The 19,110-nt window shown below is 62.2% G+C and carries 15 protein-coding genes; 9 read left to right on the top strand and 6 right to left on the bottom strand.

The features are described from left to right. Window positions 1-28: 28 nt before the first annotated feature. The 3 genes from boxB to RW095_RS24740 form a co-directional block, all read right to left on the bottom strand. The gene (gene boxB, locus RW095_RS24750; RefSeq protein WP_317021546.1) at window positions 29-1,456 is read right to left on the bottom strand and encodes a benzoyl-CoA 2,3-epoxidase subunit BoxB; all 1,428 of its coding nucleotides are present in this window, start codon (window positions 1,454-1,456) and stop codon (window positions 29-31) included. Between the two features lie 67 nt (window positions 1,457-1,523). Further along, the gene (boxC, locus tag RW095_RS24745; protein ID WP_317021545.1) at window positions 1,524-3,194 is read right to left on the bottom strand and encodes a 2,3-epoxybenzoyl-CoA dihydrolase; all 1,671 of its coding nucleotides are present in this window, start codon (window positions 3,192-3,194) and stop codon (window positions 1,524-1,526) included. A gap of 114 nt (window positions 3,195-3,308) precedes the next feature. Continuing rightward, complete coding sequence (locus RW095_RS24740) at window positions 3,309-4,304, bottom strand: helix-turn-helix transcriptional regulator (protein WP_317021544.1); 996 nt, start codon at window positions 4,302-4,304, stop codon at window positions 3,309-3,311. A gap of 180 nt (window positions 4,305-4,484) precedes the next feature. Here RW095_RS24740 and RW095_RS24735 point away from each other — a divergent pair, with 180 nt between their 5' ends. The 7 genes from RW095_RS24735 to RW095_RS24705 all read left to right on the top strand — a co-directional run bounded on the left by RW095_RS24735 (window position 4,485) and on the right by RW095_RS24705 (window position 13,865). Beyond that, window positions 4,485-4,952, top strand: a complete 468-nt coding sequence (locus RW095_RS24735; protein WP_317021543.1) for a 4-hydroxylaminobenzoate lyase — start codon at window positions 4,485-4,487, stop codon at window positions 4,950-4,952. An 8-nt stretch (window positions 4,953-4,960) separates the two neighbouring features. Beyond that, on the top strand, window positions 4,961-6,556 hold the full coding sequence (locus RW095_RS24730) for a 3,4-dehydroadipyl-CoA semialdehyde dehydrogenase (protein ID WP_317021542.1): 1,596 nt from the start codon (window positions 4,961-4,963) through the stop codon (window positions 6,554-6,556). 127 nt (window positions 6,557-6,683) lie between these two features. Next, complete coding sequence (locus tag RW095_RS24725; protein WP_317021541.1) at window positions 6,684-8,288, top strand: benzoate-CoA ligase family protein; 1,605 nt, start codon at window positions 6,684-6,686, stop codon at window positions 8,286-8,288. A gap of 8 nt (window positions 8,289-8,296) precedes the next feature. Continuing rightward, the gene (locus tag RW095_RS24720; RefSeq protein WP_317021540.1) at window positions 8,297-9,151 is read left to right on the top strand and encodes an alpha/beta fold hydrolase; all 855 of its coding nucleotides are present in this window, start codon (window positions 8,297-8,299) and stop codon (window positions 9,149-9,151) included. Window positions 9,152-9,330: 179 nt separating this feature from the next. Continuing rightward, window positions 9,331-9,654 (top strand): hypothetical protein, encoded by a 324-nt coding sequence (locus RW095_RS24715; protein ID WP_317021539.1) that lies wholly within the window; start codon window positions 9,331-9,333, stop codon window positions 9,652-9,654. 78 nt (window positions 9,655-9,732) lie between these two features. Further along, complete coding sequence (locus RW095_RS24710) at window positions 9,733-11,844, top strand: phosphocholine-specific phospholipase C (protein ID WP_317021538.1); 2,112 nt, start codon at window positions 9,733-9,735, stop codon at window positions 11,842-11,844. Window positions 11,845-12,065: 221 nt separating this feature from the next. Then, entirely contained in the window at window positions 12,066-13,865 is a 1,800-nt protein-coding gene (locus RW095_RS24705) for a methyl-accepting chemotaxis protein (RefSeq protein ID WP_317021537.1), read from the top strand. A 28-nt stretch (window positions 13,866-13,893) separates the two neighbouring features. Here the strand turns inward: RW095_RS24705 and RW095_RS24700 are convergent, their stop codons facing one another. The 3 genes from RW095_RS24700 to RW095_RS24690 form a co-directional block, all read right to left on the bottom strand. Next, entirely contained in the window at window positions 13,894-14,274 is a 381-nt protein-coding gene (locus RW095_RS24700; protein WP_317021536.1) for a DUF5594 family protein, read from the bottom strand. An 83-nt stretch (window positions 14,275-14,357) separates the two neighbouring features. Further along, on the bottom strand, window positions 14,358-14,546 hold the full coding sequence (locus RW095_RS24695; protein WP_088174822.1) for a hypothetical protein: 189 nt from the start codon (window positions 14,544-14,546) through the stop codon (window positions 14,358-14,360). Window positions 14,547-14,673: 127 nt separating this feature from the next. Further along, window positions 14,674-15,582 (bottom strand): LysR family transcriptional regulator, encoded by a 909-nt coding sequence (locus tag RW095_RS24690; protein ID WP_128595475.1) that lies wholly within the window; start codon window positions 15,580-15,582, stop codon window positions 14,674-14,676. Between the two features lie 146 nt (window positions 15,583-15,728). On the opposite strand from RW095_RS24690, the gene RW095_RS24685 reads away from it, so the two are divergent. Together RW095_RS24685 and RW095_RS24680 are read left to right on the top strand one after the other, a co-directional pair. Beyond that, window positions 15,729-17,849, top strand: a complete 2,121-nt coding sequence (locus tag RW095_RS24685) for a 3-hydroxyacyl-CoA dehydrogenase NAD-binding domain-containing protein (RefSeq protein WP_317021535.1) — start codon at window positions 15,729-15,731, stop codon at window positions 17,847-17,849. 48 nt (window positions 17,850-17,897) lie between these two features. Then, window positions 17,898-19,106, top strand: coding sequence for an acyl-CoA dehydrogenase family protein (locus RW095_RS24680; RefSeq protein WP_317021534.1), 1,209 nt, complete (start codon window positions 17,898-17,900; stop codon window positions 19,104-19,106). Window positions 19,107-19,110: the final 4 nt, after the last annotated feature.

Below are 19,110 nucleotides of genomic sequence, written 5' to 3'. Positions count from 1 at the left end.
CAATTCTTGCACTGCGCGAAACCTGCATTCAGTTGAAGCGCACGTATTCGAAATCGACCGGCTGACGGTTCACGCCCATCGCGGGCGGCGCAATCCAGTTCGCGAACTTGCCGGGTTCCGTGACGCGGCCCATCAGCGACGCAACGAATGCGCGGTCTTCCGGTGTGGCGAGCCACTTCGCTTCGTTTGCGGCCCACTCGGCTTCGCCGATCACGCGGCCGTCGGGCGACACGCGCGTGCCTGAAAATGTGCCGATCTGCCGGTTGAACGCTTTGTGCGGCACCGTCATGCGGAAGTCGATACCGGCCTTTTCGAGCACCTTGTTCCAGCGCCCGACGCCCGCGACGGAGTCCCTGATATAGTCGTCGCGCAGCACCTCGTTCATCGCGTTGAGCATGGGCACTTCGCGCTCCACGAGCTTGCCGTCCTGCACATCCAGCAGTTTGTAGCTCTGGCCGTTCAGTTGATGATCGTCGTCGCGCTTGCCCTCTTCATAGCGGCCCTTCAGGCCCGAGCTATAGAACGTGGCCGCATTCGACGAATGGTCCGCACCGAACAGGTCGATCGTCACCGAGTAATGGAAGTTCAGATAGCGCTGAATGGTCGGCAAGTCGATCACGCCGGCCGCGCGAATCCTGGCGACGTCGTCGGTGCCGAGTTCGTTCATCACCTGAGCAGTCCGCTGAATCACACGCGAAACGCCCGATTCGCCGACGAACATATGGTGCGCCTCTTCCGTCAACATGAACTTCGTGGTGCGCGCGAGCGGGTCGAAGCCCGATTCAGCGAGTGCGGACAACTGGAACTTGCCGTCGCGGTCGGTGAAGTACGTGAACATATAGAACGCTAGCCAATCCGGCGTTTTCTCGTTGAACGCACCGAGAATGCGGGGATTGTCGTCGTCGCCGGAACGGCGCCCGAGCAATGCTTCGGCTTCCTCACGACCGTCGCGTCCGAAGTAGCGATGCAGCAGGTACACCATCGCCCACAAATGGCGGCCTTCTTCCACGTTGACCTGAAACAGGTTACGCAAGTCGTACATGGAAGGTGCGGTCAAGCCGAGGTGTCGTTGCTGCTCGACGGAAGCGGGCTCCGTATCGCCTTGCGTCACGATGATACGGCGCAGATTCGCGCGGTGCTCGCCGGGCACGTCCTGCCATGCGGCTTCGCCCTTATGTTCGCCGAAGTGAATCTTGCGGTCCTGGTCACCCGGGGTCAGAAAGATGCCCCAGCGATAGTCCGGCATCTTCACGTGATCGAAGTGCGCCCAGCCTCCCGCATCCACGCTCACCGCCGTGCGCAGATACACGTCGTAGCCGTGCGAGCCTTCCGGGCCCATATCGCCCCACCACGACAGGAAGTTCGGTTGCCACTGCTCGAGCGCGCGTTGCAGCGCGCGGTCGTCGGCGAGGTTGACGTTGTTCGGAATCTTTTCGCTGTAGTTGATCGTTGACATGGTCGTTCCTTGCAATGCGGAAGGTGAGAGGCGTATCGGGTAGCGGGCGTCGCGTCGCGCTCGTGCGTCAAACTCGCGATACGTCGAATTGCGCCTTGCTGCCCTTGCCGTACACCTTGAGCGCGCCCTTCTCGCCCACTGCGTTCGGCCGGTTGAAGATCCAGTTCTGCCACGCGGTGAGACGGCCAAAAATGCGCGTCTCCATTGTTTCCGGGCCGTTAAAGCGCAGATTCGCTTCGAGTCCGGTCAGCGCATCCGGAGACATTGCCGCGCGCTCCTCGAGTGCGATCCGAATTTCGTCGGCCCAATCGATGTCATCCGGCGCTGCAGTGACAAGCCCCAAACGCTCCGCTTCGACCGGCTTGACCGCCTGGCCGCTCAGCGAGCGCACGGCGTCGAGCGGTTCCGCTTCTTCATAGAAACGGCGCGCAAGCCGCGACTGATGCGTCACCATCGGGTAGAGACCGAAGTTCACTTCCGACAGCGTGATGGCCGGCTCCTCTTCCTCATTGCTCGGCAATGCCGCCATATACGAGCGATCCGCGGCAAAAGCGAGTTCGGCGAACGTGCCGGCGAAGCACGAGCCCGGTTCGATCAACGCAAACAACGAACGCGACGAAACGTCGATACGCGCGAGCGTGCGGCGCAACAAGCCGATCGTTTCGCGCACGAACCAGTGGTTCTTGTGCTGCATCAAAACCGCATCGGCGGCGAGCACGTTGCGCGCTTCGCCTTCGGTTCGGAATATCCATGTGCCGACTTCAAGCTCGTTGGTACGCATCGACAGAATGGCGTCGTCGAGTTCGCGAGCGAATTGCAGCGGCCACCAGTGCGCGCCCGCGGCGACGATGGCGTCGATATTCGCCGGCTGTTCCGTTTGCGGCGCTTTTGCGGTAAATGTCGCGATGCGTTTAGCGCGATCGATCGTGACGTCCAGCGTTTTATATGTGAGTCCGTCGTCGCGCTCTGTACGCTCGATGCGCGTGAGCATCACACCTTGCGCGTCGGAAGGACGATCGCTCCGTGCGGCGAGTTCGAGCGCGCGGGCCTGAATGGCCTGGTCGAACTGGTTCGGCTTCACGACCTCATCCACGAGACGCCAGGCTTTTGCCCGCTCGCCGCGAATACCTTCGACCACCGTGCAGAAGATGTCGGCGCGATCATGGCGCACCTTGCGTTTGTCCGTGACTCGCGTGAGTCCGCCGGTGCCGGGCAGCACGCCGAGCAACGGCACTTCCGGCAGCGACACCGACGAAGAGCGGTCGTCCACCAGGTAGATTTCATCGCAGGCAAGCGCGAGTTCATAACCGCCGCCCGCGCAGGCGCCGTTCACCGCCGCAAGAAATTTGAGGCCTGAATGACGCGACGAGTCTTCCAGTCCGTTGCGCGTTTCGTTCGTGAACTTGCAGAAGTTGACCTTCCACGCATGCGACGAAAGACCGAGCATGAAAATGTTGGCGCCCGAGCAGAACACGCGGTCCTTCAGGCTCGTCAACACGACGGTTTTAACTTCCGGGTGCTCGAAACGGATTCGCTGAATGGCGTCGTGCAGTTCGATATCGACGCCGAGGTCGTACGAATTCAGCTTGAGCTTATAGCCGTCGCGAATGCCGCCGTCTTCCGCGATGTCGATACCGAGCGTCGCCACCGGGCCGTTGAAACTCAGCTTCCAATGCTTGTACTGCGAGGGATCGGTGCGGTAGTCGACCGGCGCGATGGCGGTTTCTGCTGTGGACATGGGCGTCTCCTGACTGGACGATGCAAATTGTTGATCGGACAATAGTGCACAGCCAAACCCATGTAAAGCACTTTAATGCATGTGACAGTGTTAACCCCGATGTCTCAATGCATGTCAGACGGCCCGCGCCTCGTCGGGCGACTCGGCTGCGAGCCGCGCGGCAAGGCGGTCGCGCAGTTGCAGATAGGCGTCCGCCAAGGTTTTCTCGCTCGTGTCGAAGGTCATGTCCGCGCGGCCATACAACTCGCTGCGGCCCGCAAGAATGCGCTTCAGGTCGTCCATCGCCTCCTTGTTGCCGGACATGGGCCGCAGATCGCCCTGCGCGACGACCCGGCGCATATGCTCTTCCGGCGCGGCCTGCAGCCATACGGTGAAGCAGTGCGATAGCAGCGCGTTGAACGTGCCGGACTCGGACACCAGTCCGCCCGGCGATGCGATCACCGCACGTTCGTGCTCCTGGATCACCGCTTCGAGCGCACGGTGTTCGTACCGTCTGTAAGCGCTCGCGCCGTATAGCGAATGGATTTCCGCCGGCGGGCAGCCCGCCAGTTGCTCGATCACGCGCGTTAGTTCGACGAACGGCACCTTGCGCTCCTGCGCGAGCATCCGGCCGAGTGTCGACTTTCCGGCGCCGCGCAGTCCGATCAGCGCGATCCGGTCCTTGCGATGCGGATCGCGCGGCGCCTGCGCGAACATCTCGGCAAGCGCCACTCGCGCGCGCTGCAATGCGGCCTGATCGCGCCCGTGCAGCAGTTCGCGAATCAGCAACCATTCCGCGGACGCAGTGGTTTCGTCGCCGATCACCTCGGCCAGCGGGCAGTTCAACGTGCCCGCGATCTGCCGCAACACCAGCACCGACGCATTGCCGACGCCCGATTCCAGATTCGCGAGATGCCGCTCCGACAAGCCGGTTTCAGCAGCGAGTGTCTTGCGGGTCATGCCGCGCCGCGCGCGCAGCAGACGCACACGCTCGCCCATCGCGGTCAGAAACGGGTCGCGCTCCCCGCGCTCGCCGGTGCGCTCGCCGCGCCCGCTCTCTTCGCCGACAGTTTCAAGCGACGGCGAATCGGACGACGAGTCGGACGATGAAGCAACGTTATTCCGGTTCATGTTTTCTACCTAGATCCAACCATACATGTACTATAGTGCTTGACACACACTTAGTGAACGGTTAATTTTCGCCGAAGATTGATCTCATACCAAGCTCGCCGCGATTCTTCGAGCGGCATTATGGCGACCGCGCACCGCGACACATGCACTAACGTGCGTGCGCACAGTCTGGAGACCCGCATGTCCCCATCCGATTTCCAGCGCCTCATAGCCCGCGTGACAGCGCAACTCGCGGGCCGGCCGCTGAACGCCGAACTCGCAGATTGGCTCAACAGCACCTATCCCGCGGACAGCCAGACCTTTCGCGATCTCGCCGCCGCATGCCGCGCGGGAGTCGCGGCGGGCTGGCTGTGCAACCGGGAGGGCGGCGGCATCCGCTACGGCCGCATCTTCAAGGCGCTGCCCGACACCCACGGCTTTTCCGTCGACGTGGTCGACATGAAGAACATTGCCGGCCCCCATCATGTGCATCCGCACGGCGAGATCGATCTCATCATGCCGCTGATTGAAGGCGCGACCTTCGACGGCCATCCTGCGGGCTGGTGCGTCTATCAGGCAGGCTCCGCGCATCGACCCACGGTGGCGAACGGCGAAGCGCTCGTGCTTTATCTCCTGCCGCAAGGCGCAATTGAATTTACCGCTGCGTGAGTGCCGTCATGATCGAACTATTGAAGAACCACGTAGCGGGCGAATGGGTCGCGGGAACCGGAGAAGGACAGACGCTGACCGATCCGGTAACGGGAAAAGCGCTCGTGCGAGTGTCCAGCGAAGGACTCGATCTCTCACACGCGTTCAGCTTTGCCCGCGATGAAGCCGGCGCGGCACTGCGCGCGCTGACCTATGCCGAGCGCGCCGCGCGTCTCGCCGATGTCGTCAAGCTTCTTCAGGCAAAGCGCGACGACTACTATGCGATCGCTCTCGCGAACTCCGGCACGACGCGCAACGACTCGGCGGTGGATATCGACGGCGGCATTTTCACGCTGTCGTACTACGCGAGGCTAGGCGCATCGCTCGGCAATGTGCATGCGCTGCGCGACGGCAACGCGAGCGCATTGAGCAAGGATCAATCGTTCAACGTGCAACACGTGCTGACGCCAACGCGCGGCGTCGCGCTTTTTATCAACGCATTCAACTTCCCGTCGTGGGGCTTGTGGGAAAAAGCGGCCCCCGCGTTGCTTTCCGGCGTGCCCGTCATCGTCAAGCCCGCGACCGCGACGGCGTGGCTCACGCAACGCATGATCGCCGATGTCGTCGACGCGGGCATCCTGCCGCGCGGCGCGCTCTCTGTGGTTTGCGGCGGCTCGGCTGGGCTGCTCGACCAGATTCAGGCATGCGATGTCGTGTCCTTCACGGGCTCCGCCGAAACGGCCGCAACGCTGCGCGCGCACCCGGCTTTCGTCGCACGCGGCGCGCGGCTCAACGTCGAAGCGGACAGTCTGAACAGCGCGATTCTGTGTGCCGATGCCACGCCCGGCACGCCCGCATTCGAGCTTTTCATCAAGGAAGTCGTGCGCGAGATGACCGTGAAATCCGGGCAGAAATGCACGGCGATCCGGCGCGCGTTCGTTCCCGACACGGCGCTCGATGCCGTGGTCGATGCGCTGAAAACGAAGCTCGCGAAAATCACCGTGGGCAATCCGCGCAACGACGCAGTGCGCATGGGATCGCTCGTGGGCCGCGCACAATACGAGAACGTGCTGGCGGGCATTGCAGCGTTGCGTGACGAAGCGGTGCTCGCGTATGACGGATCGGCCACGCCGCTCATCGACGCCGATGCGGCTGTTGCTGCATGCATCGCGCCGCATCTGTTCGTGGTCAACGATCCGGATAACGCGACGCTGCTGCACGATGTCGAAGTTTTCGGACCCGTGGCGAGCGTCGCGCCATATCGCGTCGCAAACGGCGTCGGCGAACTGCGCGAAGCGCACGCGGTCGACCTCGCGCGGCGCGGACAGGGATCGCTCGTCGCATCGATCTATTCAAACGACGACGCACACCTCGGCAAGCTTGCTCTTGAGCTCGCCGATTCGCACGGCCGCGTGCACGCGGTTTCGCCTTCCGTCGAGCAGAGTCAGACCGGCCACGGCAACGTGATGCCGATGTCGCTTCACGGTGGACCGGGACGCGCGGGCGGCGGCGAAGAACTCGGCGGTCTGCGCGCGCTCGGTTTCTATCACCGGCGTTCGGCCATCCAGGCATCGGCAGCGGCAATCGATGCGCTTACGCAGCTAACCCATTCGCCCACGGCATGACGACCTGAGCCATGCAACAAAAGATGAACACCGCCTGACCGAGAAGCGCACGCAGTAGCGCACGCAGGCATTCAGCGGATCACGAGCACATAACAGCCGGACCGCCCCCACTCGATGGAGGAGACATATGGAAGCCCTGTTCGAACCGGCTGCAAGCCCGCCCGCCGTCACGGTCGAGCCGCCGCCCGCTCGCTTTAATTTCGCGGCTCACCTGTTTGCATTGAACGCGCCGCGTGCGACCAGAACCGCGTATATCGACGACAGCGGGCATACGAGCTACGGCGAACTCGAAGAACGCGCACGGCGCTTTTCTAGCGCGTTACGCAGTTTGGGCGTGCATCCGGAAGAGCGCGTGCTGCTGGTGATGCTGGACACCGTGTCATTGCCCATCGCTTTTCTTGGCGCGCTCTACGCGGGCGTCGTTCCGGTAGTCGCAAACACGCTGCTCACGCCGGCCGATTACGTCTACATGCTCACGCATAGTCATGCGCGCGCGGTCATTGCGTCGAGCGCGCTGGGCGCAAATGTCACGCAGGCCATGGAGACAGCCGAGCACGACGGCTGCCAGCTCATCGTCTCAAACCGCGCGTCGCCAGTACCTGAAGGCGAGCCGCTCGCGGTGCCAGTGCTGGAGGATCTCATCGACGCCGCGACGCCCGCCTTGAAAGCCGCCACAACAGGCTGCGACGACATCGCCTTCTGGCTGTATTCATCGGGTTCGACCGGAAAACCGAAAGGCACGGTCCACACGCATGCGAATCTTTACTGGACCGCCGAGTTGTATGCGAAGCCGGTGCTCGGCATTGTCGAAAGCGATGTGGTGTTTTCCGCGGCTAAGCTGTTCTTTGCATATGGGCTGGGCAACGCGCTGACCTTTCCGCTTTCGGTCGGCGCCACTGCTGTGCTGATGGCGGAGCGCCCCACCGCCGACGCGGTTTTCGCCCGCCTCACGCGCTACCGTCCGACTGTTTTTTATGGCGTGCCGACGCTTTACGCGAGCATGCTCGTGTCGCCGAATCTGCCCGCGCGCGACGATGTCGCGATGCGCGTTTGCACCTCCGCTGGCGAGGCATTGCCGCGCGAGATCGGCGAACGATTTACGCGGCACTTCGGCTGTGAAATTCTCGACGGCATCGGCTCGACGGAGATGCTGCATATCTTCCTGTCCAATCGCGCGGGCGAAGTCGAATATGGCACCACGGGTCGCCCTGTACCCGGTTACGAAGTGGAGTTGCGCGACGACAGCGGTCGCGCGGTCGGCGACGGCGAAGTGGGCGATCTCTTTATCAAAGGCCCGAGTGCCGCACTGATGTACTGGTGTAACCGCGAAAAAACGCGAGCCACTTTTCTCGGCGAGTGGATTCGCAGCGGCGACAAGTACAGCCGTCTGCCGAATGGCTGCTATGTGTATGCGGGCCGCAGCGACGACATGCTGAAAGTCAGCGGCCAGTATGTGTCGCCAGTCGAAGTGGAAATGGTGCTGGTGCAGCATGAGGCAGTGCTCGAAGCGGCCGTGGTCGGTGTCGATCACGGCGGCCTTGTGAAAACGCGCGCGTTCGTCGTATTGAAGCGCGAGTTTTCACCGTCTGAGATACTGGTGGACGAATTGAAAGCGTTCGTGAAAGACCGGCTCGCGCCGCACAAGTATCCACGCGATATCGTGTTCGTCGACGACTTGCCGAAGACCGCCACCGGAAAAATTCAACGCTTCAAACTGCGCGAACAGTCATAAGGTGATACATGCAGAATGCCGCTGTCGAGACACCCACTAGCCATTTCGCCGACTTGCCCGCCACGGCATCGCACGGGCCGCTGCGCATTGAATATCGCTGGTTGAACGATGAAGCCGCCGACACCACTGGCAACGCAACGAGCCATGCGCCAATAGCCGTCTTTCTTCACGAAGGACTCGGCTCGATCGCCATGTGGCGCGACTGGCCACAATCGCTGTGCGAGCGGCTCGGCATGCGTGGACTCGTGTACTCGCGTCCCGGTTATGGTTTGTCGACACCGCGCCCCCACCACGTCAAATGGCCGGTCGACTTCATGAGCGACCAGGCGCGCGATATTTTGCCCGCGCTGCTAGACGAACTCGACATCGGCCTGCACGAACGGCGACGCATGTGGGTCATTGGTCACAGCGACGGCGGCTCAATCGCATTGCTTTACGCGGCGTTGCATCCCGACGCGCTGGCGGGCGCGGTGGCCATCGCGCCACACGTATTCGTCGAAGAGATATCGGTGCAAAGCATTGCGCAGACGAAGCTGCTTTACGAAACCACCGACCTGCGCGACAAGCTCGCCCGCTATCACGCGGACGTCGATTCCGCTTTCTATGGCTGGAACGATATCTGGCTGAATCCCGCGTTCCGCGACTGGTCGATTGCGCAGCAGCTTGCGACGATCCGCAAGCCGCTGCTCGCGATACAAGGCCACGACGACAACTACGGCACGATGGCTCAGATCGACACCATTCCCGAATATGTGCCGCATGCGCAGCTCGTCAAGCTCGACGCTTGCGGACATTCGCCACACCGCGATGCGCCGGACCGGTTGAACGAAGCAATCGCGGCGTTCGTGTCGCGATACCGGTAGCGGCAGGTTGCCGCTCGCCAGCACGCAGCGGACGGAGCGAAAGCCTCTCTCCCATTTGTCACCAAATCCCCAAATTTCCAAAACTTCACAAAACTTACACAGGTGAGCGGCTATTCTTTTCGCACCGCTGACCTGGGCACCCCGATGCCCGCGCGTTCCCCCGTGCCGGAGACATCGCTATGTCCTTTGTGTCGAAGCCGTTCAGTGCCTTGCATCGCAAACGTTTGGCCATTGCCCTCGCGGCGCTGCCGCTTTTCGCGCTGATCGCCGCGTGCGGCAACGACGACGCCAAGTCGCCGGATACGGGCAACGCTAGCTCTGCTCCGAATGCCGCCGATCAGGGCAACACCGCCGTCCTGTCGGCGAATCCATCTTCTGCATCGCCCTCGCCTGCCGCCGTTACGCTTCAAAGTCCAGCACTACCCGCATCAAGCGCCGACCCGGCATTGTCCGCCGCCGCTTCGACGCCCCTCGCCACACCTGTAATCCATACCGTTGACTGAGTCCCGCGCTTCACCCGCCGCTCATGCTTGCCGCGCTGCGTGGATCGTTTTCCCACTGAAGACACGAAAGCACATACCATGACCTCAAAAAATCGTCGTGATTTTCTACGCTCTGCCGCGCACGCGGCCGGTTCCGTCACCGCGCTGAGCATGCTGCCGCTCGGCATTCGCAACGCGCTCGCCATTCCGGCGAACAACAAGACCGGCACGATCCGCGACGTCGAACACATCGTGGTGCTGATGCAGGAAAACCGCTCGTTCGACCACTACTTCGGCACGCTCAAGGGTGTACGCGGTTTCGGCGACACGCGCGCGGTCAACCTGCCCAATGGCAAGCCGGTGTGGTATCAACCGCTTGCCGGGGATCTGGGCTATGTCCTGCCGTTTCGCCCGAGCGCACCGAACCTCGGACTGCAATTCCTGCAAGATCTCGCGCACGACTGGAACAGCACGCACGCAGCGTGGAACGGCGGCCGCTACGATCAATGGGTGCCCGCCAAAGGCACGACGACCATGGCCTACCTCACGCGCGAGGACATTCCATTTCACTATCAGCTCGCCGACGCATTCACGATCTGCGACGCGTACCACTGCTCGCTGATGGGCCCGACGGACCCGAACCGCTACTACATGTGGGCGGGCGGCGTAGGCAACGACGGCACTGGCGGCGGTCCCGTGATCGACAATTCCGAGCTCGGCTACGGCTGGTCGACCTATCCGGAAGTGCTGCAAAACGCAGGCATTTCGTGGAAGATCTATCAGGACATCGGCACCGGCCTCGACGCCAAGGGCGCTTGGGGCTGGACCCAGAACGCTTACATCGGCAACTACGGCGACAACTCGCTGCTCTACTTCAACCAGTACCGCAACGCGCAACCAGGCAACCCGCTATACGAGAACGCGCGCACCGGCACCAACGCATTGAAGGGCGACAGCTACTTCGACATTCTCAAGCGCGATGTGCAGAACAACGCGCTGCCGCAAGTCTCGTGGATCGTCGCACCGGAAGCCTATTCCGAGCACCCGAACTGGCCTGCGAACTACGGCGCGTGGTACATCGACCAGGTCTTGCAGATTCTCACGTCGAATCCCGAGGTGTGGAGCAAGACGGTACTCCTGATCAATTATGACGAGAACGACGGTTTCTTCGATCATATGGTGCCGCCGTGCGCGCCGAGTTCGAGCGCGAACGGTCTCTCCACTGTCGACACCGTCAACGAAATCTATCCTGGCGATGCAAAGAACGTTGGCGCGCCGTACGGTCTCGGTCCACGCGTGCCGATGCTCGTCGTCTCGCCGTGGTCAAAAGGCGGCTATGTGTGCTCGGAGGTGTTCGATCATACGTCGGTAATCCGCCTCATCGAACAGCGCTTCGGCCAACAGCACAATCTCGGCGAGCCGAACATCTCGCCGTGGCGACGCGCCGTGTGCGGCGACCTGACGTCGGCCTTCAATTTCAGCAATCCGAACGACGCCTTCCCGACGTTGCCGAGCACAAGCGGCTATGTGCCGGCCGACCAGAATCGTCATCCGGATTACGTGCCGCTGCCGCCGGCAATCCAGGCAGTCCCGCACCAGGAACCCGGCGTGCGCCCCGCTCGCGCGCTGCCGTATGAAATGTTCGTGCGAGTACATGGCGAAGGCGCCGATAAGACGTTGACCATGCGCTTCGTCAATACGGGCGGCGCGGGCGCAGTGTTTCTCGTCTATCGCGCGAATGGCCTCGAAGCTCCGCGCACGTACACGGTCGAGGCCGGCAAGCGCTTGCAGGATCAGTTCCCGTTGAATGCCGACGGCACTTACGATTTCACCGTGCACGGTCCGAACGGATTCTTGCGCCGCTTCACCGGCCGGCCGATTGCGCGCAGCTGGTGGGACGGCTCGGATATCGCGCGTCCAGAAGTGCTCGAAGGCTACGACGTCGTGAACGGCAATCTGCAACTGCGCCTTGAAAACGTGGGCAGCGCGCATTGCAAGTTCACGATCGTCAATGCATACGACCCGAAGCACGCGATCAAACGCGTGGTGCGCGGCGGCGATACGGACGAGCTTTACCTCGACCTTCGCAATGCGCACGGCTGGTATGACCTGGCGATCACCGTCGACACGGACCCGCTGTTCGCCCGCCGTTTCGCGGGTCACGTGGAGACCGGCAAGAGCAGCATGAGCGATCCTGCGCTGGGCGCCTGATCGTTCGATAACACCGAAGCATGACAACGGCCGCTGCTATAAAACGCAGCGGCCGTTTTTTAACGTTATCTTCAGACGAATTCAATAACGCATTCGCGCGAGGCACTGCGCGCAAACACTGTGCATGCGCGCTCAAGTCTTTCTGTTCCTGAGCCGTATACCGCGTATGAGGCACCCGCCTCATCCACTACGGCTCACTGCTCATCCGAAAGACCTCCAACATGTTCTCTTCCATTCGCGCGCGGATCGTTGCGCTGTGCGTCGCCATCGTCGTGGCGGCACTTGCTGCCAATGCGGTCCTTAATTATGTGATCGCGAATTCGTATAACGCCGACGCCATCGACAGCAGTTTGACGGCAGTCGAGAGCAGTCATGCAGCCGGTATCAGCGACTGGGTTGCCGCCAACAGCCAGATGATCGCCTCGCTGCAGAACGCGGTGCTGGAACCCGACCCGTCGCCGGCGCTCAAGCAGATCGCCACCGCTGGCAAGTTCACCAACGTTTATGTTGGCTACGCGGACAAGACAGCAAAGTTTTCCGACCCGACGGGCATTCCCGCCGACTACGATCCGACCGGGCGCCCCTGGTACAAGCAGGCCGCGGCAGCCGGCAAACCGGTGGCAACGCCGCCTTATGTCGACATCGGCACGGGTAAGCTGGTGGTCGCGTTCGCCGTGCCCGTGGTACGCGACGGCACCTTCAAGGGCGTGGTGTCCGGCAACGTCGCAATGGATAGCGTGATCGCCAACGTAAAGTCGATCCACCCGACGCCCGCGAGCTTCGGCATGCTGATCGACGCGAGCGGCAATATCGTCGCGCATCCGGATGCAAAGCTCACGTTGAAGCCAGTGTCCGATCTGGCGCCGGGACTCGCGGGCGAGAAGCTCGCCGCGCTCTTTAGCGCGCAACGTCCGGTGGAGCTGGATTTGAGCGGCAGCGCCAAGCTGTTGCGCGCGCAATCCGTTCCGGGCACGGACTGGTACGTGGTCGCCGCGCTCGACAAAGCGGAGGCAACCGCCGGCATGCGTTCGCTGCTGACCGCGTCCGTCATCGCGCTGATCGTGATTGCGGGCATTGCTGCGGCTATCGTCGCGGCGGTCACCGCGGTTTCGTTCCAGCGTCTGTCGAAAGTACGCGATGCAATGGACGACATCGGTTCGGGCGAAGGCGATCTGACGCAGCGCCTGCCCGCCGTCGGCAACGACGAAGTCGCGCAGATCGCGCGTTCGTTCAACACGTTTATCGACAAACTGAGTCACGTGATGCGCCAGATTCGCGACGCGAGCGAGTCGGTGCGCGTGGCCGCCAATGAGATTGCAGCGGGCAACGTCGATCTGTCCGGACGCACTGAATCGGCTGCGGCAAGCTTGCAGGAAACCGCCGCGTCGATGGAAGAAATCACGTCCACGGTCACTCAATCGGCGAGCGCCGCGAAGCAGGCCGACACCACTGCGGTGTCCGCATCGCAGGTCGCTTCGCGCGGCGGCGTCGTGATCTCCGAAGTGATCACGACGATGGGCGAGATCGAACACGCGTCGGTGAAGATATCCGACATCATCGGCGTGATCGACGGCATTGCTTTCCAGACCAACATTCTTGCGCTGAACGCCGCAGTTGAGGCTGCCCGCGCCGGCGAACAGGGTCGCGGCTTCGCGGTCGTGGCGGGCGAAGTGCGCAGTCTCGCGCAACGCAGCGCGCAGGCCGCGAAGGAAATCAAGGCGCTGATCGAAGCCACCGTCGCGAGTGTGAGTTCAGGCTCGGGCCAGGTGCGTCAGGCAGGCGAAACGATGACGGAGATCGTGAGCAACGTCGCCAACGTGACAACGATCATTTCCGAAATCACGCAAGCCGCCAATGAGCAGACACGCGGCATTCAGGAAGTGAATCGCGCGGTGAGCCAGCTGGATGAAATGGTTCAGCAGAATGCCGCGCTCGTCGAACAGTCGACGGCAGCTGCCGCCGCATTGCAATCGCAGGCGGTGAGCCTCGCGAGCGCCGTTACGCAGTTCAAGCTCGACTAGGCGATACGAAAAAGCCGGTGGCGCGGGCTCACGACTCGAAGTCGAGCCCGCCGATCAGTGCCACCGGCTCGGCCTGCGTATGCGAAAGAAAATCGAGTTCGCGCGCATGACGCCACGCCGCCAGCTTTCGCGGCAGCGCAGCCAGATAGCGAGAGAAGCGCGCCTGCCCTTCTTCTTTCATGAGCCGCTCGATCTCGTCGCTGTCCCACGTGAGATATAGATTCAACGGATGCGCGAATTGGGCGATATGCTCGAGCGGCGCGGCATGAATGCGCAAACGCGTGGGACGGCCAGGGCCTTCATATGGGAACACTTCCGTGTGCACGGTGGTAGCGAAGCACGCAGTGATGGCCTCGGCAATGCGAGGCGCGAACTCTTCATCGAAACGGGCGGCACTCTCTGGACGCATCTGATCTCCGACATGCTGCGCAATGAGCGGAGCATCGTAGCATGTAGCGGGCGGCCCGCTGCAAGCTCTCGGCTCGGCGCCGGTTATCCCACGCGCCTCGTTTTACGCGCACGATTGCCGCGCCGGCGAATCACGTAACTCACGAGCGCAGCAAGCGCCGCTGTCGCTGCATAACCTGCAAGGCGAATAGCCTGCTCCGTGGGCAAGCGCGCGATCAGCATTGCGACGATGATGCTTGCGAGCACGACGAGAAATGCGATTGTCCACTTCATTCCGGTCTCCGCTGACGTTCTTTACGTTCTTGGCGTACTGTCGCACGGCGCGTGCACGCTCTTTTTTCACAGCATACTCGCGACAGCTACGTGAAGGGGCAATTGTGGTCGGCCGCAAACGCGCGGGCTACGAAGCGCCGCCTCTTCCGCTTGCTCGTGCCTGCGCCAGAATGAATTCGATGAAAGTTGCCGCCGCGCGAGTGTGATGCCGGTTCGGCATGTAGAGCATGTACATGTTCGTACCGAAGATGCTCAGGCGCCATTCGTCGAGCGTGGTCACGGCATCGCCGCGTTTCAGGTCATCGTGAACCACATAATCCGGCAAGATGCCGACGCCTAGTCCCGCGAGCACCGCTTGCCGCAGAAACAGAAAGTTCTCGGAGATGATGGTCGGTTCAAGCAGCACCTCATGGCGTTCGTCGCCGAGATACGCGGCAACGCGCAATTGACGGCCCACGACCGCCGCCGTAATCAACGGCGTGGTGCGCAGATCGTCGAGTTGCATAGGCATGCCATGGTTTTCGGCGAACGCGCGTGAGGCACATGCAACGTACCTAACCGGCCCCATGTCGCGCGCCACGAGATTTTGCGGCGGCTCGGACATGACCCGCACGGCAATGTCCACTTCGTCGCGCATCAGATCTTCCACGCGGTTCTCAAACAACACATCGAGCACGATGCCCGGATAGCGACGCTTGAATTCAATCAGCCACTCGGACATGACGAGTTGACCATAACCGCTCGGCACGCTCAGGCGCACTCGCCCCTGCAGGCTTTGCCCAAGGGTCGTCACCGATTCGCGCGCGGCCAGCAGCGCGTTCTGAATCGCGCGGCCGTGCTCATATAGCTGAAGACCGATCTCCGTGGGTTCGACGCGGCGCGTGGTCCGTCGAACGAGTTGCAAACCCACCGAGCGTTCGAGCTGGTTCAGGTGATAGCTCACGTTCGCGCGGCTCATTTTCAGGCGCCTCGCCGCCTCGCTCAAGTTACCTGCGTCGAGTATCTCCACCAGCAAAGTCAGCGAATGGACGTCCACAACTGTGCCTTTGTCAAAGTTATTTTGACAGTCTGTCAACCGTTCATGTGATTGTCAATGAACCTTGACCACTCCACAATCAGAACAATTCGCAGGCGCGGTATGCCGCCGGCGCGCCCAGACAATCAGCCAGGAGACGACACGTCATGACCCTCACCACTTCAACCGACGTCGTGACCCGCGAATTGCGTGGCAAGGTGCTGCTCGTCACGATCGATCACGCGCCCGTCAACGCGCTGTCCGCCGACGTGCGGCGCGGGCTACTGGCCGCGATCGAAGCCGCCGATAGCGACCGTTCGGTGCAAGCCGTGCTGATTGTCGGCGCGGGCCGCAACTTCATTGCCGGCGCGGATATTCGCGAGTTCGGCAAGCCGCCGGTGCCGCCGTCGCTGCCGGACGTGTGCAACCGGATTGAAGCGTGTACGAAACCAGTCGTCGCGGCGATTCACGGTGCGGCGCTCGGCGGCGGTCTCGAAGTGGCGCTCGCCGCGCATTACCGGATCGCCGTCGACGGCGCGAAGCTCGGCTTGCCCGAAGTGCAACTCGGGTTGCTGCCCGGCGCGGGCGGCACGCAACGCACGCCGCGCCTGATCGGCGCGCAGGCGGCGCTTGACCTGATGCTGAGCGGTCGCCATGCGAACGTGCAGGAAGCACTGGCGTTAGGTCTCGTCGACCGGCTTGGCGGCAGCGAGGACATCCTCGCGGAAGGGCTCGCGTATGTTCACGAATTGCTTGCCGGCCATGCACCAGTGCGCCGCACGCGTGACGCCGCTGCGTTGAGTGACAGCGCCGCGAGCCAGGCTGAAGTCGCTACGGCGCGCGCCGAGACCGCGAAAAAATCTCGCGGTCTGTTTTCACCGCTAAAGATCGTCGATGCGGTCGAGGCGGCGATCACGCAGCCTTTCGAAGACGGCTTACGCCGCGAACGCCAACTCTTTCTCGAATGCCTCGACAGTCCGCAGCGCGCGGGCCTCGTTCACGCGTTCTTTGCGGAGCGCGAAGTGCTGAAAGCGCCCGAGACGCGCGACACGAAGCCGCGTGCGCTGAACGCAGTCGGCGTCGTCGGCGGCGGCACGATGGGTGCGGGCATTGCCGTCGCAGTGCTCGACGCGGGCTTGCCCGTGACGATGATCGAGCGCGACGAAGCATCGCTCGCTCGGGGCCGCGCGCACATCGAAAAGGTCTATGACGGCCTGATTGCGAAGGGCCGCATGAGCGCGGACAAAAAGGCCCAACTCATGGCGCGCTGGACCGGCAGTACTTCATACGATGCCCTCGCCAACGCAGATCTCGTGATCGAGGCCGTGTTCGAAGACCTGTCGGTCAAGCAGGCCGTGTTTGCCGAACTCGACCGCGTCTGCAAGCCGGGCGCCGTGCTCGCAACCAACACGTCGTATCTGGACATCGACGCGATCGCGGCCAGCATCTCACGCCCCGCCGATGTGATCGGTCTGCACTTCTTCTCGCCGGCCAACATCATGAAGCTGCTCGAAGTAGTCGTGCCGAAAGCCGTCAGCGCCGACGTAGTCGCCACTGCATTCGAGCTTGCAAAGAAGCTGCGCAAGACGCCGGTACGCGCGGGCGTGTGCGACGGCTTTATCGGCAATCGCATTCTCGCCGTGTATCGCAGTGCCGCCGACGCAATGATTGAAGACGGCGCGTCACCGTATCAGATCGACGCCGCAGTACGCGCGTTCGGCTTCCCGATGGGACCGTTTCAAGTGGTGGACCTCGCCGGCGGTGACATCGGGTGGGCAGCGCGCAAACGGCGCGCAGCGACGCGCAATCCGGCGGCGCGCTATGTGCAGATTGCCGACCGTCTGTGCGAGCGCGGCTGGCTTGGCCAGAAAACGGGACGCGGCTTTTATCTGTACCCCGAAGGATCGCGCAGCGGCCAGCCCGATCCGGAAGTCGAGGCGATCATCGACGCCGAGCGTGTCCGAGCCGGCATCACCCCGCGCGAATTCTCCGACGACGAGATCATTCGCCGCTACATGGCCGCGATGATCAATGAAGGAGCGAATGTCGTGCATGAACGGATTGCTCTCCGACCGCTCGACGTCGACGTGACCTTTTTATACGGCTACGGTTTCCCGCGTTATCGCGGTGGCCCGATGAAATACGCGGACATGGTTGGCCTGCCGCGCATTCTCGCGGACATCCGCGAATTTGCGAAAGAAGACCCGTTGTTCTGGCGAGCGTCGCCCTTGCTGATTGAACTGGTCGAGCGCGGCGCGGATTTTGCGAGCCTCAACCAGACGGCATGACGCGGCTCGATCTTTAGCGCAGCCGTTGACCATCACGAAGGAACCGCCATGGATCTGAACTTCACACCCGAAGAAGAAGCCTTTCGTGCCGAGGTGCTTGCGTTCTTGCGCGACAAACTTCCGCAGCACCTCGCTGACAAGGTGCATGGCGGCCGGCGCCTCACGCGCGACGACATGGCCGGATGGCATGCGATTCTGAACGAGCGCGGCTGGCTCGCGAATCACTGGCCGGCAGAGTACGGCGGACCCGGTTGGAACGCGGTGCAGAAGTTCATCTTCGAAAACGAATGTGCGCTGGCCGGAGCGCCGCGCATCGTGCCGTTCGGCGTCAACATGCTCGGGCCAGTGTTGATCAGATACGGCAATGACGCGCAGAAGCGGCACTGGCTGCCGCGTATTCTCGATGGTTCCGATTGGTGGTGCCAAGGCTACTCCGAACCCGGCGCAGGGTCCGATCTCGCTTCGGTCAAGACCACTGCCGTGCGCGGCATCGACGCGGACGGCGAGCACTACATCGTGAACGGACAGAAGACCTGGACCACGCTCGGCCATTACGCGAACGTGATTTTCTGTCTCGTGCGCACGGCAACCGACGTGCGCAAGCAGGAAGGCATCAGCTTCCTGCTGATCGATATGAATACGCCGGGCGTCGAAGTCAGGCCGATCATTACGCTCGATGGCGAGCATGAAGTGAACGAAGTGTTCTTTACTGACGTGCGAGTGCCGGCTGCGAACCTGGTCGGTGAAGAAAACAAGGGCTGGACTTACGCCAAATATCTGCTCACGTACGAGCGTACGAATATCGCGGGCGTCGGTTTCTCCGTCGCGGCGTTCAACCGGCTGCGCAAGATTGCGGCGAAAGAGCAGCGCAATGGCCGGCCGCTTTGCGAAGACCCGTTGTTCGCGGCGCGCATGGCACGCGTCGAAATCGATCTGGAGAACATGAAAACGACCAACCTGCGTGTGATTGCGGCAGTAGCCGGTGGCGGCGTGCCGGGTGCCGAAAGTTCGATGCTGAAGATTCGCGGCACGGAGATTCGCCAGGAAATCTCGTCGCTGACGCGCCGCGCGATGGGGCCGTATGCGCAGCCGTTCATCGAAGAAGCATTGCACGACGGCTATCAAGGCGCACCGGTCGGTCCCGAAGAAGCGGCGAGCGCGGCTTCGCTGTATTTCAACAACCGCAAGCTGTCGATTTTCGGCGGCTCAAATGAAATCCAGAAGAACATCATTTCCAAAATGATCCTCGGACTGTAGGAGG

Origin of the sequence: Paraburkholderia kirstenboschensis, from assembly GCF_032806925.1 — a bacterium.
Classification (GTDB): domain Bacteria; phylum Pseudomonadota; class Gammaproteobacteria; order Burkholderiales; family Burkholderiaceae; genus Paraburkholderia; species Paraburkholderia kirstenboschensis.
The sequence above is the reverse complement of the archived record's forward strand: the minus strand, read 5'-3'. Positions and strand labels throughout refer to the sequence as shown.

Coding starts and splice junctions, on each gene's coding strand:
- RW095_RS24730 (WP_317021542.1), top strand. CDS start 4,961: ATGATCGAACTATTGAAGAACCACGTAGCGGGCGAATGGGTCGCGGGA.
- RW095_RS24685 (WP_317021535.1), top strand. CDS start 15,729: ATGACCCTCACCACTTCAACCGACGTCGTGACCCGCGAATTGCGTGGC.
- RW095_RS24700 (WP_317021536.1), bottom strand. CDS start 14,274: ATGCGTCCAGAGAGTGCCGCCCGTTTCGATGAAGAGTTCGCGCCTCGC.
- RW095_RS24725 (WP_317021541.1), top strand. CDS start 6,684: ATGGAAGCCCTGTTCGAACCGGCTGCAAGCCCGCCCGCCGTCACGGTC.
- RW095_RS24680 (WP_317021534.1), top strand. CDS start 17,898: ATGGATCTGAACTTCACACCCGAAGAAGAAGCCTTTCGTGCCGAGGTG.
- RW095_RS24695 (WP_088174822.1), bottom strand. CDS start 14,546: ATGAAGTGGACAATCGCATTTCTCGTCGTGCTCGCAAGCATCATCGTC.
- RW095_RS24710 (WP_317021538.1), top strand. CDS start 9,733: ATGACCTCAAAAAATCGTCGTGATTTTCTACGCTCTGCCGCGCACGCG.
- RW095_RS24715 (WP_317021539.1), top strand. CDS start 9,331: ATGTCCTTTGTGTCGAAGCCGTTCAGTGCCTTGCATCGCAAACGTTTG.
- RW095_RS24720 (WP_317021540.1), top strand. CDS start 8,297: ATGCAGAATGCCGCTGTCGAGACACCCACTAGCCATTTCGCCGACTTG.
- RW095_RS24705 (WP_317021537.1), top strand. CDS start 12,066: ATGTTCTCTTCCATTCGCGCGCGGATCGTTGCGCTGTGCGTCGCCATC.
- RW095_RS24740 (WP_317021544.1), bottom strand. CDS start 4,304: ATGAACCGGAATAACGTTGCTTCATCGTCCGACTCGTCGTCCGATTCG.
- RW095_RS24735 (WP_317021543.1), top strand. CDS start 4,485: ATGTCCCCATCCGATTTCCAGCGCCTCATAGCCCGCGTGACAGCGCAA.
- boxB (WP_317021546.1), bottom strand. CDS start 1,456: ATGTCAACGATCAACTACAGCGAAAAGATTCCGAACAACGTCAACCTC.
- boxC (WP_317021545.1), bottom strand. CDS start 3,194: ATGTCCACAGCAGAAACCGCCATCGCGCCGGTCGACTACCGCACCGAT.